The sequence below is a fragment of the Paenibacillus sp. FSL R5-0912 genome (genome assembly GCF_000758605.1).
In the GTDB taxonomy this organism is placed as follows: Bacteria; Bacillota; Bacilli; order Paenibacillales; family Paenibacillaceae; genus Paenibacillus_AQ.
Genome location: NZ_CP009282.1, coordinates 4,672,623 through 4,686,590 on the forward strand (window position 1 = coordinate 4,672,623; position 13,968 = coordinate 4,686,590).

The following is a 13,968-nucleotide window of genomic DNA, read 5'->3' on the forward strand; positions in this document are numbered from 1 at the left end:
TTCACAACTGTTTATTGCGGTTCACATAAACTTCTATTTTCGTTTCGATCCATGCTTCAAGGTCTCCGATGACAAGGCCCAGCTCCTCTTTGGCGGCCTCCCCCAAGATGACAATCGCCTTCTCTTTTGCCAGAAGGAAAGATTTCTCCATCGCGGCAGCATCAAAAGCACCTTGCTGCTTCAGCGTCTCAACGAACGTTTGATTCACAGCAATTACAGCGGATTCAACGGCATCCGCCGCCCGCTCCAGCAGACCGTTTACAGCCTCGCTGCCGATTTTTTGCTCCAGACGGACCATTTCACGCTTGATATAAGCAATTATTGCTTTTGCCATCAGGCCAAACAGCGGAACAATCAGCACAGTAAGCATGGAATTGATAATCTCCGGTGTAAAATAATCCTTCATCGCCAGCGCCTCCAAAAATGTAATTTCGACAAACAAGCCTCCCTTTTTCTCAAAATACATGGTATTGGAGAGATTATTTTTACAACTTTAGACAGAAAAATAGTAATCATGTAAATTTATGTTTTTGTCAGTTGTGGAATCTATGGAATATTTTACTTGTTATATAAGAGGATCAGCGAATGGTGAAAACCGGCCTGGGGGAACAGGTTCTGCTGAACCCGTCTATAAAGTGTATAACTGAACATGGGGAGGTAAATTCATGATTACCTGTGATGACGAGCTAGTTGAAACCTGCAGAAAATTGTTAAAACGCTCAGCATGGAGAATCCAATATAAGACTCGCATTCAACTGATACGGGAAAGTAATCCGCTCTATGAGAATCAGCTTTATGACAACAGCTTTGAGAGTCTGGTAATTTCAGAGTTATTCGTCGACGAGCTGTTGGAAATGATCCCCTGGGAAAAATGCAGGTACATTATCAAAAAAACGGTAATAGACGGGATGGCAGAGCAAGAGGTTGCAGGCGAATTACATATGACTCAACAGGGGGTTAGCAAATGGAAGCGCAAGGGACTGGAAATTTTGAAGGAAAATCTCATCCATTCGTCGAGACAGTAAAAAAAGCGAAGAGCGGAGATAAAGCATCCATGGAGGATATTCTTAGCCTGTTCTCGGTAGACATCGAATATTTATCCAAATTCATCATGCTGCCACGGGAAGAAGCCATCCAAACCTTGAAAATCGAACTTATAAATATTGTTTATCAGGATTTGTAAATCTAGAAAGAACAATGCTCAAATCCTACATAATTTCTGTCTTATCCAATCCATGTGACCGTTTCAGCAGGAAAGATAACGATAATGGATTGCGCGAAACCTATTGATTCTTATCTGCTCAGAGTAAAGAGGGCATCCATACGGAGTTTACCGATTGGATGCCCTCTTTTATATGCAATGTTTAAACAGAAACAGCCGGAACTGTATATTATACCAGAGAAAATCCAACTATTTCCGGCCGCCGGTGCAGCTAATCCGATTAGCAGGAGTTTCTATAGAGAGGTTCAACATTAATCATACAAAACTTCAATCATCTGCCTTGTCTTCGCCAGCTGTTCCACAGTTAAATCATGCTGGGCAGAGGCATATACGCTAAAGACAATATCGAGTACAAATAATTGGGCAAATCTCGAGCTTGTTGCTGCACTGCGAAGCTTGGCTTCCGGTGCACGTGATGTAAATAGAGAAACATCCGCGAGCTGGGCAAGCTTGTTATTTCCGGGACGGGTAAGGCTAATCGTTTTGATCCCCTGCTCCTTGGCCCGTTTTGTTAATTGAATGACCTCTCTCGTCTCACCGCTATACGAAATTCCCCAGAAGACGGCGTTTTCTGATTTCGTAGCCATGGCTGCGGCCAATAAATGACGGTCTGAAATAGCATATACATTTTTGCCGAGCCGAAGCCATTTCTGTGCTGCATCCTCTGCAATGATAAAAGAGGCGCCTATCCCATAAACATAAATAACCTCTGCCTGTTGTAACAGGCTCACGGCCTGCCCGATCGATTGCGCATCCAGTTGACTGGCCGTGTTCTGAAAGGTCAATATGGTATTGGACAACATTTTATCAATGATAGAATGCACTGTTTCATTGGATTCAACATCAAAGTAGCCCACATAATTCTTGTTCTCTACTTCAGCGGATAAACGGATCTTCAGAGCGGGGAAGCCCTCGATGCCCAGTGACCGGCAAAAACGGACAACCGCCGCACTGCTTGCCTCCGCTTTGGCTGCTAGCTCATGTATGGTCATATGCATCACTTCTTTAGCATTGGCAAGAATGAACTCCGCTACTTTTTTTTCTGATTCCGGAAGTTCATTCAATACCAGTTCAATTTGGGAAATCATACTTCCTGCTGCCAAGTTCTAAGCTCCTCTCCTCAGTCTATTCTCCTTATTGTAACAAAATAGAGGGGAGTAATCATTAAGTAGCAGCTGTGAAGCTAAAGCGCCTTCCGCCTTGTCTGACGTAGTCCAAAAGAGGAAGGTCCTCTTCTATCACATGACCAATCACATTAACAGCTTCATGTGCTGGCAGATCTCTTAATGTGATCTGCAGCTCATGTTCATAGCGGCCGTACAAATAATTATCGACGGTAACCGTTCCTCTAGGCCGCTTGTACGTATGCATAGGCGCAATACTTCGGGTCATTACAAAACGTTCCTGATCTGTCCGGGCAGTTTCTGAGCGAACTACATCACGGGCAGCGTCCAGGCGGTTCAGGTGGACCTTATCCCATAGGGCATAAGGCAATTCTTGGATTACCCGCAAAGAAATAATCCCTTCTTCATACTGCTGAAATTGAACCTGAGACCCTTCTGATAGGGTTAAATCGCCAACGAAAATTTTGTCCACCGCACAATCTTTCTCTAATTCCAGATAAGCTAGAAAAGAAGATTGATTCCTGTGCTTCTCTAAGGTAGGCAAGCTTTGAAATAACGGTTTTCTCTTTAGCCCGTCTCCCGGAATAAAGGCCATCGTCGTAATACCTTCCGCTTGCAGCCATCTGTTCTTCGCTATAAATGCTTCTTTATCCAGACCTGTCTCCGGGCGGGGATAATAATTATGCCAGGCTTCAATATTGTCTAGACAAATGTGATGCTCTTGTAAGGCAGCCAGGAATTCCGGGGTTAAGGTACTGGCATTTAAGGCGATTTTCATTTTGTGTGAGTAGGCTGCAATTTCAACGGCGCTAAAACCAAAATCCATCCGCAAACCTGTAACACCAGCTTCCAGTAGAAAGGGAAATGAAAATTTCTCCAATGCTTTTCCGGAAATATCCGCCATCAGGTCCATTCCTAACCGCCGGGCAGCGTTTGCGATCTCCAGCAATTTCTCCTTCAATTGTCCGATATCATCTTCCGGCATATGAAGAGAGGTGAATATCTCCGTACAGCCTGCAGCCTTCATTTCTTCCATATACCTAACGTTGTCTTCTAACGAGCGGTCCGCCACAAAAATCGAAATTCCGAGCAATGGAATCACCTCAATATTTCAGGGTCGCTTAATCCTGTTCTGCCATAGCCTCTTTGGGTGTACCGAAGAGATAAGTGGCGATGAATCCGCCAGCGTAAGCTGCAATTAAGCCTATTACGTATTTCAGCCATAATCCACCCGCAATCAAGGGAATTAACGCAACCCCGGAAGGACCAATGGCAATCGCTCCAACGTTGCCGAATAAACCAATGACCGCACCACCAATCCCACCGCCAATACAAGCTGTAATGAACGGCCGGCCCAGCGGTAAGGTAACCCCGTAAATTAAGGGCTCGCCGATTCCCAGAATACCTACCGGAAGCGCACCTTTAATCATGTTCGTTAATGATTTATTCTTCTTGCAGCGAATCCATAAGGCAATTGAAGCCCCGACCTGACCCGCACCAGCCATAGCCAGCATCGGAAGCAACAGTGTCATCCCTGAATCATTGATCATCTCAATGTGAATCGGCGTCAATACCTGATGCAGTCCTAACATAACAAGCGGAAGGAACGCTGCTCCTAGAACAAATCCCGAGAATGCACCGCCAACTTCTAACGTCCAGTTAATCGCTCCGATTAAATTACTGGAAATAAATCCGGCGAATGGCATAATGAAAAATATAGTAATCAGCCCCACGACCAGCAAGGCGATTGTTGGTGTAACGATAATATCAACCGCATCAGGAATCACTTTTCGCAAATATTTCTCGACGATTGATAAAATCCATACGGCGATGAGGACGCCGATAACTCCTCCTTGTCCTGCCGTTAAAGGCGCACCCGTAAATATATTAAAGATGGGCAGGTCCGCTGTAACCCCTGTTAAGAGCGTTACCCCGCCGATCACTCCCCCGAGAGCAGGAGTAGCTCCAAATTCTTTAGCGGCATTAATACCGACATAAATCACCAGGTAACTGAAAATTGCGTTTTTAATCACATTTAAAATTGTTACATACTGCTGCCAGGTTGCAGTGTCTAAGTTGCCTGCTGTAATATTGTTAGCTAGAATCGAGCCAATTCCTGCAATTAATCCGGCTCCAACGAACGCAGGGATAAGCGGTATGAAAATATTTCCGATCTTCCGTAAAAAGTTTTTGAACGGAGTATCATTCTTCTTTTTAAGCTGCGCTTTCATATGTGCGCCTTTAGCCTGTAATTGTTCAGCCGAAGTTGAAGGATCGCCCTCAGGCCCGCTGTTTTCCAACACTTTACCGAATTCTTCAGCTACCTTGGTCACAACTCCTGGCCCGAGAATGACTTGATACGTTTCATCATCCACCACACCCAGAACCCCGTCGATTTGCTTCAAATCCGCTTCGGCGATCCGGCTGCGGTCCACAACCGTTACTCGAAGACGGGTCATGCAATGGGTATAAGAGGATACATTCGCACGGCCACCGATAGCCCCTAGTATTTTGACCGCTAAATCATGATATTTACTCATGCTTGTGCCCCTTTCTTCTTACCTTATTATTGAATCGCCTGACGGACGAAGCCTTGTGATTCTTCCAGCCGTTGCACAGCTTCTTCTTTAGTTAGCCCCGCAAGAATCATCACAATGGCAATTTTCGGTTTATGATCTGCCTGCTGCAGAACACTCTCCGCCGTTTCAGCGTCGCAATCTGTCGCATCCATAACAATCCGTTTGGCACGTTCTACAAGCTTTTCATTGGTTAACTGTACATCCACCATTAAATTTCCATACACTTTTCCCGTACCGATCATCGAAGCTGTTGACAGCATGTTGCAGATTAACTTTTGCGAACTGCCGGCTTTCAAACGTGTTGACCCGGTTAACACTTCCGGCCCATTTACGACTTCAATTGCAATCCCGGCAATTTTACCAATTGCTGAATCCTTGTTGCAGCTCACAGCTACAGTGGGTGTTCCTATAGAATTGGCATATTCTAATCCGCCGATAACATAGGGTGTGCGTCCGCTGGCAGCAATTCCAACGACTACATCTTTGGCGGACAGCTTGATATCCTGTAGATCCTGCACCCCTAATTGTTCGTTATCCTCTGCACCTTCGACCGCCTTGATGAACGCCCTCTCTCCTCCGGCAATTAACCCGATGACCTCCTCTGGTGTTGTTCCAAAGGTTGGCGGACATTCAACAGCATCCAGTAAGCCGATACGCCCGCTTGTTCCAGCCCCCATGTAAATTAAGCGTCCGCCTTGTTTGATCGCCATTGTAATCACCTCTACTGCTTTGGCAATTTGCGGAATTTCCTGTTTAACCGCCTTTGCGACCTTGTGATCTTCTTCATTCATCACTTCCAGAAGTTCAAGAGGAGTTAATTCATCCAGGTTCATTGTTTTCTTATTGCGGGTCTCTGTTGTCAAATGCTCTAACATGATTTCCTCATCATCCTTTTCTGTTTATGAAATCGCTCTCTAAGTGAAGAATAACATCACTGAAATAATATTTCAATATAAATTTTATTTAGTTAAAATTAAATATCACCGGGAGGTTAAAGGGTAAGATTAACGTGTGCACTTGAGCGGACGCTGCGCGAACGGACTGTTTAAGCGGAAAGCGAATCTTCAATCTTTTAAAAGCACAAAAAAAGAAACCGCTCCTGTGTAAAATGGAAGTACAACCTAACCATTTCAAATCAAAGGAGAAGTTTCTTACTTTTGTACATTCAACAAACCATGGACCAACCCAATTACAACCCACCCAACCGGTACATAAAAGTCTTACTTTCCTTCTTACTGCCTGTAAACTTGAACCGCAATTCTGATTTATCATCATTACTCCCTGCGAACTCAATCCCATCGTATTTAAATCCCGTCATATCCAACGGATCAATTCCGAATTCCTTGTAGAGGAGGATTGCCCGGTTAGCTCCGGTATCAATTAACGTCAGGAAGCCTTCTTGTGAGGAGCGGGCAACCAGATAATTCTCACCTATGGCTTCAATGGCGTAGGTTTGATCCGGCGTACCTGCCAGCTTCGATACGTTCCAGGCTTGCAGGACGGAAGCATCCGGCGCAATCAGCCGGACCGTGTGGCCATCGTTCATAACGGCGTTACCGCCATATGACTTCAGCTCCAGAGGGGAGAACTGCCAGTAATGGGCAGTGGATTGGCGCAGGATGGCCCCATTTTTGACAAAAAGGTTGAATACCGTAAGGTTGACCGAAGGTTCACCGCTCGAATTCTGAATCGTCACCAAATCCGCATCTTTTGAAATCTTCACCGATGTCAGCCGTGTACCCGCAATATAATAAGGTTCAAGCTTGGCTGCAGAGGCGCCCATAGAGTGAACCACTCCTGCTGCATCCCGCTTATATAAAGTGCCGTTCACCCCGTTTAAGAAATACGCGTCTTTACTGGTCTGGCCGTCACCGACAAATTCAGGATAACTGATGAGCGCCTCCCGGCTGTCCTCATTCCATTTCAGCGAGCCGCCAATGGCATCATTCACGAACCGCAGTGGGATGTAGAGCTGCTTATTCACCTGCTGGAAGGCTGCGGAATAAGTGATTTGCTTCCCGTTCACCATTGCAATGCGGCTCCCGATCTTCATGCTGCCCTTCGTGAATAGATTCCCGATGGTGATCAATTTCGAATGTTCATCGTAACTGACCGTTGCCCCCCTGACATATAGCATGTCCAGCGAGAGCATCACCGTTCCATTCATTAGGGTGGCTCCTCCTGCTGAAGAGGTGATCTGCGAGTTGTTCAAATAGATACGGATAGCCGGTAAGTTCGCGGTCTGTGCTGTACTAGTAGCTGCTGCTTCCATAGCGGGGGGATGAACAACGCCCGTTACAAGAACACTAAGACCAATGATCTGCAGAATTTTCTTAAAAGTAATCATAAAGAGCCCCTTCTTTCTCAGAAAATACCATATCTCAAATCATAGCACAAACCAGACGGAACACCAGAAATTTAATGGCAGACTGAGAAATGCCAAGAAAGCGGGCAGTAAGTATCAGTAAACTATCTTATTTCTTGACGGACACCCGAGGCGCTTGCCTTACGAATCGAATCCATCAGACGATGCAACCGGACCGCCTGGGTGAAATCAGGCAATTCCACCTCTTCCCCGTCAAGCCGCTGCGCCAATCGGGCGTAGAGATGAGCTACATTGTATCCGGGACCGGGGAGCAGCTGATGTACCTGTGATGCATACACATCCGGCGTTTCCAGCATCTCTGTCTCACCGGAAGGACGGGCGAGCTGCAGCGTCAGCCGGTCCATCTGAAACATCAGCTGATCCCGCGGAGTGATGACCAGTTCACCATCGGTTCCGATGATCCTCAGCGTAAATCCGGGGGCACCACCATTGACGAACTGTGCCGAAACAAGTGCATTCTGTGCCAGTTTCCCGCTAACGAGCACGTGATCCGGTGCATTTGCGGTCACTGATTCACCAGTCTCCAGTACGTGAACTTCAGGGTATTGCGTATCCAGCTTACCAGACACCTCAACGAACGGCGATACCATATATTCAATTGCATCAAGCACATGTGCAGCACCAATCGTCAGCTGGTCTGCCCCGTTAGCTTCATCCAGCAGATAGACATGTGCCTGGTCCACTGTTCCGTTCGAGGTCGGAAATACAGGCAGACTAACCATTATATTCACAGCTAATACACGGCCAATAGCACCTTCAGCGACCAAGTCCCTGATGTAGCGGACAGTTGGATTGCCCCGTGCCTGAAGACCCACTACATGCTTCACTCCCCGTTCTTCCGCAAGTTCAAGTAGCACCTCCGCTTCCGCAGTAGTCCGGGCAAGCGGCCATTCACTGTACACATGTTTACCGGCATCCAGGGCTTCCCGGATCAGCCGGTCATGTTCGGGTACTTTTACAGTTACCACTACTACGTCAATTCCGTCCTGCTTGGCCATCTCCGATGTACTACTATAGGAAGAGCCAATGCCGTGGAGCTCAGCCGCCGCCTGTGCACTCTCTAATCGTGTGCCGACTACGGCCTTCACCTCATATGCCTCAAGCGCTGCGAGCGCAGGAATATGAGCCACTCCACCCCATCCGCCTGCTCCGACGATTCCTGTTCCCCATGAATTTCTTGTCCCCATAGCCATATATTATTACCTCCACATTTAGCGTTGTACTGACACGATTGAATATAACCTTTATAATCAAAACAAAAAAGTACGCACTTTTTCGTAATATAGTTACCAATCGGGTACGTTGAAGGAGATCGATGATTATGACACATAAAAAGTACCACAACCCTACGGAAGCCACCCTGGAGCGGATCGGCGGCAAGTGGAAAACAGCGATTCTCTGCCTGCTGGCCGAGCAAGGAGCAATGCGCAACGGGGAAATCCTGCGCACGCTGTCACCGGTCACCCAAAAAATGCTCACCCAGCAGCTTAAAGAGCTTGAAGCAGACGGGCTTATTCTCCGGACCGTATTCCCTGAAGTGCCTCCAAAAGTGGTATATGAGCTGACGGACAGCGGAAGGTCAATCAGGATGGTTCTTGATCCGCTGTGTGAATGGGGCAAACGGTTTGTTAATACAGTAAACCGGGACACCCGCACGGGAATTGAATAAATCAAAAAAAGCTCCTATCATCTAAAATGAAAGAAGCTCCTTCACCGGCGGATTACGCATCCTCCAGTACAGATCACTTTATGTATGTCAAGCCTTAAATAAAATAACAATTTCGGTAATCAGGATCAGCCCGGCAGCAGACACGCCAAGTGAATTAATGATTGTCAGTGCGTCCGGGTAATTCTCTTTCCGAAACTGTGAACAGAGCGAAACCGTCCATAATACGCTGAAAAAAAGTCCGGCCGACCCGCAGCCCTGCTCGTTCAGAACCTGTCTTCTGCGCTGAAAGAACCGGCCCAGCCCGGCAAAAGTGAACACCATATAAATGATAAGCTCAGCCGATGAAATGGCAAGGACCTCGCCTGCAGAAAAAAGATGCATTAATGCGTACTGAATGCTAAAACCCATAATTACTAGCATGTTAAAGGAAACCTTGTGTAACCTCAAGTCTTCTTCCTCCCTTTGCGTAATAATGTATACAGCATTTAGATAACGCTTACATTATAATTGTAAACGTTTTCCTTTTCTGTGATTAATGACGCTTCCGGCCTATAGGATACTATGCATTATGGGTCTTATCAGCCAAAAATACATACAAAAAAACCGGACTGCATCGGTAGCAGCCCGGTTTCTCTACAGATTCATAAATAGATCATGATTATTTATTCATCACCGCAGTTCGGTTAGAGGTCTTGTATGTCTGCACAAAAGCCTCATATTGCACCGCCCGTTCCACAACTTGGTACCAGGCTTCACCACCGCTGCCTTTTTACCATACATTAACAATAGGTTCGTTATGCTCAAGCCGCTCTCTGCTTTCGCTGATCCAATCCTTGAACCATTGATTATCTGATGAACTGAAGGATTCGTCACCGTCGAAATTCCGGTATGCCCCGATGTAAACAATCAGTTCTCTGAGCTTCAGGAACACAGGGATTTGCTTCAGCCAATACGGCTCCAAGGTGTTCTCCCGGCTGTACCCCTTCATAAAATGATCCATAAACCGGAGAGCCTGTTCCTCACGGTGGTCCCGGCCCTCTTCCCCGCCGTATACATAGACCAGATAATATAGCTGAATGGCGATATCCTCTACAAACCAACTGTACTGCGCCTCATCGAAATCGAATAACGTGATCTTGCCTTGATCACTCACATGGAAATTCCCGAACCCCATATCCCCATGGATAAGTCCGTAAGCCTCTCTATCCTTCGGAAATTTATGGATGGTCTCTGTGATGCTGTAATAAGTCTCTCGTACGTGATGGTGCGAGGGGGGCAGAATATCGATATTTTGCAGATAATAATTGAGATTCCAGTCATGCCGCCGCACAGAGGCATCCGGATTGTCATACCGCTTGGCAAGCACATGCATCTTCCCTGTAATCCGGCCCAGCTCCTCATAGGTGGCGTTATCGTTCAGGCATTCGGGATAGCCGATCCTGTTGCCATGGGCTTTGTCAAAGCAGGCGGCAATAAAACACATCTCCGGCGTTTCTATAACTTCAGTCCAATTACCATCCTCAGAAAGAATCGGACCCGACGCTGAGATTCCGTTCCCGGTTAGATAGATAATCCAGTCCAGCTCTGCTCTAACCTGCTCTGCAGTCCGGTGCATTCCTGGAGTAATTCTTAGAATATACAATTCACCGCTCCGCTGGTATTCGTACACGAAGTTCTGAAACCCGCCTATGTAAGTTAACTCATCAGGGTTGATTTCATAGCGGCTTGCGGCAATACGCATAATATCTTTCTGTTCAAATATGTCCCTAATAGCATTTTCCATTTGTGTATCCCTCCGGTGACTTAGTTCGACTGCAATAGCGACTATAAAACTAGTAAAAAGCATCATCACACTGACGGGTGCCCAAATTCTACTCTCCCGGACACTACGTGTAATGATATTCAAGATGGATGAGTGTCTTATGAATTATCATAGACAATGTGGATGCAAAAAACCATAATGATTGTATATAAATGGTTTTTTATGAACAGGAGAGCAATTATGAAATTATCAGAAGCGTTTAAGACGGAGCGGCTGCACTTCCGCTTGCTGAATGTAGAGGATATTGATGTAGTGTATAGACAATTCTCAGACCCGGAGATGTGCAAACATTTCAGCGAACCGCCCTGTAGCTATGAAGAAGCCATAGAAATCATTGAACATTACGCCAGTCCAGAGGGAAAAGGCCATCACCGTTACGGCATGTTCGATATTGAAACGGATGCATTTATCGGGACCTGCGGCTATCATTACTGGGATCGTGAGCTGAAACAAGTCGAGATCGGCTATGATATCTGGAAAGATTACTGGAGACAGGGATATATGTCGGAAGCCTTACCTGTACTCATTAAGCTCTGCTTCGAGCATCTTAACGTAGATTGTATTTATATCTTGACCCATCCACACAATGCTGCATCAATAGCCAGTGTGCGCAAGTTTGGATTTGAAGTGTGTGAACCCTGCAGAAGCGTTGATGAGGAACCCCAGGTGTGCATGAAGTTGATGCGGGGGTAAGTGGGCTTATTAATGAGGAGCAGAAAACGGCTACTTCATCTAATTCTTTATACTGGACTCATAAAAAAACAAGGTACCTTTGTTTAGACAAAGATACCTTGTTAACTAAAGGTGGATTTATAGCCCCAGAATCTGTTTTTTCTTGGCTTCGAATTCTTCCGTAGTAATAATACCTGAATCCCTAAGCTCAGCGAGCTGTCTCAGATCATCGATCGATCCGGCCGGAGCAGGAGGAGCTTGGCGATTGCTTCTTCCGGATTTATAGCTTGCAATATATTCACGAATTTTTTCGGCGGTTTTCATTTTACCAGGCTGAATCAGCACAACGTTCGCGCTTGCCCCTTTAAGATTATCCTTTTTGGATGTTTGCAGGCCCGGTGTAATGACTTGTAAATAAGGTACTTTTAGAAAAGGTTTAACTATACTGATTGTTACTACCGAATCCAGAGGAATTGTTTGAGTTTGTCCTCCTAATTTCTGTACATTACTTGGCTTAATTACTAGGTAATCCTCATAGAGTTCGAGAGATGATGAACCCCCGCTGATCTGATGTATCATATTATCCACCTCATATTCAAGATGGGTCTATCTTAGCATATTTTTCTATATTATTGCTATATTTATCATTTACTCCAAATTTAAAATAAGCTAAACAACTTATTAATTATCGAAGATAAATCCGCCCCAGCACCGCCTCCACCTCAGCCAGATTCTCCAGAACCCCTTCCCGCTGCCTGCCCAGCTCCGCAATACTGATGTCGATGGCATGCACACGTTCCTGCAGTATGTCACGGGCGAAGCGGAGCACCCCCGCTGTCCCGCAGCCGGATTGCGCCTTATGTCGGAACAGACATTGAATCTCCTTCACCGCAAAGCCCCACTGCTTCAGCTGTGCGATGGCCTGGAAATCCCGGACTTCCTTCTCTCCAAAAGAATAACGGTTCCCCTTAAGCTCCGGTCCCAGCAAAGACAGCTCCATGTAGTAGCGCACGGTATCCGCCGTTGTCCCCATCTCTCTGACAAACGCTCCAATTTGCATCGTCCTCCGCCCCCCTTGCCATGGGGTTAACCCCATGTGATTAACTCGTATTATATCCCACTGCAAGGAGGAACAAGAATGATCTATCTCCTAATTGTATTGTACGCACTACTCATGGGTGCCGCCGCCATCATCAAACGCCGGAACCTTCAACTATCACTGACAGCAGCTAACCTTCTTGGTTCATTAGCGCTGCTCTGCACACCGTATCATCCGCTTTTTCTACCGTTTGGACTGATCCTGTTATTTTGCTGCGCACTTCGCAACGGATATGTGCTTCAGGGGCACATCCATCTGCTTCATGTGCTGGTCCGCTGTTTACTCTCGCTATACTTATATTTCAGTTACACCCTTTTTTAAAGCAACAAGCGCCGGTACCTGCGGATACTCCCGCTTCCCGGCGCTTGCTATGCTACACTCCTCTTACTCTTCCCGCTCTTTTCGCTTCCGTATTTGCTGTGACCAGAAATCCGGCTGCGCATAGCCGATGTACGAATCATCCAGTTCATCACCCTGCGGGGTGGCTAATTGAATGAGCATTACCTTTTTGAGGTCAGTGGGATGCAGATTCCCTGTTTTGATAGTCGCGACTTGAACGCCAGCATGTTTAGGGATACCTGTGACAACTACCTGATTACCTTTGGTATACACAGCTGTAATCTCCGTTTGAAAAGCAATGATATACAGATCCAGATCCGTTTTGTTCTGAAACAGCGGGAATTGAATGCCTACATTCTGCTGGAAATCGTATTGGCTGGATAAACCGATATCGTAGGTTGTAAATAACCGGTGGAGTGCGTATTGTATCCGCGTTGGCATGTAACTCCATCTTCCTCCACTATAGGTGCTATGCCAATGTTTTTCATACACAGGTCTCTGATAGAGAGGGTCATTCTTTATAATAAAGAAAGGAATTCTCTTGCCTTTTTTAATTACTCCGGAAATGGATATTATATCTTTAGGCAGATGTGCAGCAGCCTCTGTTTCCTCTGGCGAATTCATAATGGTAACGGGTTCGGGCGGCTCAAGCTCCTTCAGGCGAAATTTCAGCTGTTCCAGTTGTTTAGCGGTCTCTTCGGGATTACCAACCCCAGAATTTGGTATATCTTGAGCATTAGTAGTTATTGGGGATGTAGTACACGCGAGCGACAGGGATAAGATTATTGCTGAGCCTTTGCTTAATAATGGCATATGGACCACCTCATCCATAGCTTGTTCCCCACTCCATGAATTTATGTAGCTGAGCATAAGGTAACCTATTGAAATCTTGCACATAATACAATATTATCCAGATTTAATTAACCCAGATTCCATATTCAATTTTGTTTAAAGTTCTTACTAAGCTAAGAGGTCTCCATTCTGCCGATAATCCCTTACTTCCTCCGGAGCATTCAGACTTGGAACAAGAAGTTCAACAGATTGTACTAGATCTAT

16 protein-coding genes are annotated in these 13,968 nt (G+C 46.0%); 4 read left to right on the plus strand and 12 right to left on the minus strand.

The window, feature by feature from the left end; genetic code table 11:
• Position 1: 1 nt before the first annotated feature.
• Positions 2 to 406 (minus strand): hypothetical protein, encoded by a 405-nt coding sequence (locus R50912_RS33400; protein WP_052416525.1) that lies wholly within the window; start codon positions 404 to 406, stop codon positions 2 to 4.
• A 558-nt stretch (positions 407 to 964) separates the two neighbouring features.
• Between R50912_RS33400 and R50912_RS19770 the strand changes: the two genes are divergently transcribed.
• Positions 965 to 1,183, plus strand: coding sequence for a helix-turn-helix domain-containing protein (locus R50912_RS19770; protein WP_042237280.1), 219 nt, complete (start codon positions 965 to 967; stop codon positions 1,181 to 1,183).
• Positions 1,184 to 1,473: 290 nt separating this feature from the next.
• Here the strand turns inward: R50912_RS19770 and R50912_RS19780 are convergent, their stop codons facing one another.
• The 6 genes from R50912_RS19780 to R50912_RS19805 form a co-directional block, all read right to left on the minus strand.
• Positions 1,474 to 2,325 carry a MurR/RpiR family transcriptional regulator gene (locus R50912_RS19780; protein ID WP_052416527.1) on the minus strand — a complete coding sequence of 284 codons (852 nt, stop codon included), beginning with the start codon at positions 2,323 to 2,325 and terminating at the stop codon, positions 1,474 to 1,476.
• Positions 2,326 to 2,386: 61 nt separating this feature from the next.
• Positions 2,387 to 3,448, minus strand: coding sequence for a DUF871 domain-containing protein (locus tag R50912_RS19785; RefSeq protein WP_269322072.1), 1,062 nt, complete (start codon positions 3,446 to 3,448; stop codon positions 2,387 to 2,389).
• A gap of 19 nt (positions 3,449 to 3,467) precedes the next feature.
• On the minus strand, positions 3,468 to 4,886 hold the full coding sequence (locus R50912_RS19790) for a PTS transporter subunit EIIC (protein WP_042237286.1): 1,419 nt from the start codon (positions 4,884 to 4,886) through the stop codon (positions 3,468 to 3,470).
• Positions 4,887 to 4,912: 26 nt separating this feature from the next.
• On the minus strand, positions 4,913 to 5,800 hold the full coding sequence (gene murQ, locus R50912_RS19795) for an N-acetylmuramic acid 6-phosphate etherase (RefSeq protein WP_042237287.1): 888 nt from the start codon (positions 5,798 to 5,800) through the stop codon (positions 4,913 to 4,915).
• Between the two features lie 314 nt (positions 5,801 to 6,114).
• Entirely contained in the window at positions 6,115 to 7,272 is a 1,158-nt protein-coding gene (locus tag R50912_RS19800; protein ID WP_042237289.1) for a copper amine oxidase N-terminal domain-containing protein, read from the minus strand.
• 122 nt (positions 7,273 to 7,394) lie between these two features.
• Positions 7,395 to 8,504, minus strand: a complete 1,110-nt coding sequence (locus R50912_RS19805) for a Gfo/Idh/MocA family protein (protein WP_052416530.1) — start codon at positions 8,502 to 8,504, stop codon at positions 7,395 to 7,397.
• Between the two features lie 128 nt (positions 8,505 to 8,632).
• Here R50912_RS19805 and R50912_RS19810 point away from each other — a divergent pair, with 128 nt between their 5' ends.
• The gene (locus R50912_RS19810; protein ID WP_042237291.1) at positions 8,633 to 8,980 is read left to right on the plus strand and encodes a winged helix-turn-helix transcriptional regulator; all 348 of its coding nucleotides are present in this window, start codon (positions 8,633 to 8,635) and stop codon (positions 8,978 to 8,980) included.
• Positions 8,981 to 9,067: 87 nt separating this feature from the next.
• Here the strand turns inward: R50912_RS19810 and R50912_RS19815 are convergent, their stop codons facing one another.
• Both R50912_RS19815 and R50912_RS19820 read right to left on the minus strand, forming a co-directional pair.
• Complete coding sequence (locus R50912_RS19815) at positions 9,068 to 9,427, minus strand: hypothetical protein (RefSeq protein WP_042237293.1); 360 nt, start codon at positions 9,425 to 9,427, stop codon at positions 9,068 to 9,070.
• 322 nt (positions 9,428 to 9,749) lie between these two features.
• Complete coding sequence (locus R50912_RS19820) at positions 9,750 to 10,763, minus strand: phosphotransferase enzyme family protein (protein ID WP_042237294.1); 1,014 nt, start codon at positions 10,761 to 10,763, stop codon at positions 9,750 to 9,752.
• 219 nt (positions 10,764 to 10,982) lie between these two features.
• On the opposite strand from R50912_RS19820, the gene R50912_RS19825 reads away from it, so the two are divergent.
• Positions 10,983 to 11,495, plus strand: a complete 513-nt coding sequence (locus tag R50912_RS19825) for a GNAT family N-acetyltransferase (protein WP_052416532.1) — start codon at positions 10,983 to 10,985, stop codon at positions 11,493 to 11,495.
• Between the two features lie 117 nt (positions 11,496 to 11,612).
• On the opposite strand, the gene R50912_RS33405 is transcribed toward R50912_RS19825, so the two are convergent.
• Complete coding sequence (locus tag R50912_RS33405; RefSeq protein ID WP_052416535.1) at positions 11,613 to 12,053, minus strand: SHOCT domain-containing protein; 441 nt, start codon at positions 12,051 to 12,053, stop codon at positions 11,613 to 11,615.
• 106 nt (positions 12,054 to 12,159) lie between these two features.
• The gene (locus tag R50912_RS19835; protein ID WP_042237296.1) at positions 12,160 to 12,534 is read right to left on the minus strand and encodes a MerR family transcriptional regulator; all 375 of its coding nucleotides are present in this window, start codon (positions 12,532 to 12,534) and stop codon (positions 12,160 to 12,162) included.
• Between the two features lie 78 nt (positions 12,535 to 12,612).
• On the opposite strand from R50912_RS19835, the gene R50912_RS19840 reads away from it, so the two are divergent.
• Positions 12,613 to 12,894, plus strand: a complete 282-nt coding sequence (locus R50912_RS19840; RefSeq protein ID WP_042237298.1) for a hypothetical protein — start codon at positions 12,613 to 12,615, stop codon at positions 12,892 to 12,894.
• Between the two features lie 63 nt (positions 12,895 to 12,957).
• On the opposite strand, the gene R50912_RS19845 is transcribed toward R50912_RS19840, so the two are convergent.
• Positions 12,958 to 13,743, minus strand: a complete 786-nt coding sequence (locus tag R50912_RS19845) for a hypothetical protein (RefSeq protein WP_231637679.1) — start codon at positions 13,741 to 13,743, stop codon at positions 12,958 to 12,960.
• Positions 13,744 to 13,968: the final 225 nt, after the last annotated feature.

Excerpts from the sequence above, each read along its gene's own strand:
- R50912_RS19835 (WP_042237296.1), bottom strand. The coding sequence starts at position 12,534 with ATGCAAATTGGAGCGTTTGTCAGAGAGATGGGGACAACGGCGGATACC.
- R50912_RS19770 (WP_042237280.1), top strand. The coding sequence starts at position 965 with ATGGAAGCGCAAGGGACTGGAAATTTTGAAGGAAAATCTCATCCATTC.
- R50912_RS19810 (WP_042237291.1), top strand. The coding sequence starts at position 8,633 with ATGACACATAAAAAGTACCACAACCCTACGGAAGCCACCCTGGAGCGG.
- R50912_RS19845 (WP_231637679.1), bottom strand. The coding sequence starts at position 13,743 with ATGGATGAGGTGGTCCATATGCCATTATTAAGCAAAGGCTCAGCAATA.
- R50912_RS33400 (WP_052416525.1), bottom strand. The coding sequence starts at position 406 with ATGAAGGATTATTTTACACCGGAGATTATCAATTCCATGCTTACTGTG.
- R50912_RS19820 (WP_042237294.1), bottom strand. The coding sequence starts at position 10,763 with ATGGAAAATGCTATTAGGGACATATTTGAACAGAAAGATATTATGCGT.
- R50912_RS19840 (WP_042237298.1), top strand. The coding sequence starts at position 12,613 with ATGATCTATCTCCTAATTGTATTGTACGCACTACTCATGGGTGCCGCC.
- murQ (WP_042237287.1), bottom strand. The coding sequence starts at position 5,800 with ATGTTAGAGCATTTGACAACAGAGACCCGCAATAAGAAAACAATGAAC.
- R50912_RS19790 (WP_042237286.1), bottom strand. The coding sequence starts at position 4,886 with ATGAGTAAATATCATGATTTAGCGGTCAAAATACTAGGGGCTATCGGT.
- R50912_RS19825 (WP_052416532.1), top strand. The coding sequence starts at position 10,983 with ATGAAATTATCAGAAGCGTTTAAGACGGAGCGGCTGCACTTCCGCTTG.
- R50912_RS33405 (WP_052416535.1), bottom strand. The coding sequence starts at position 12,053 with ATGATACATCAGATCAGCGGGGGTTCATCATCTCTCGAACTCTATGAG.
- R50912_RS19800 (WP_042237289.1), bottom strand. The coding sequence starts at position 7,272 with ATGATTACTTTTAAGAAAATTCTGCAGATCATTGGTCTTAGTGTTCTT.
- R50912_RS19805 (WP_052416530.1), bottom strand. The coding sequence starts at position 8,504 with ATGGCTATGGGGACAAGAAATTCATGGGGAACAGGAATCGTCGGAGCA.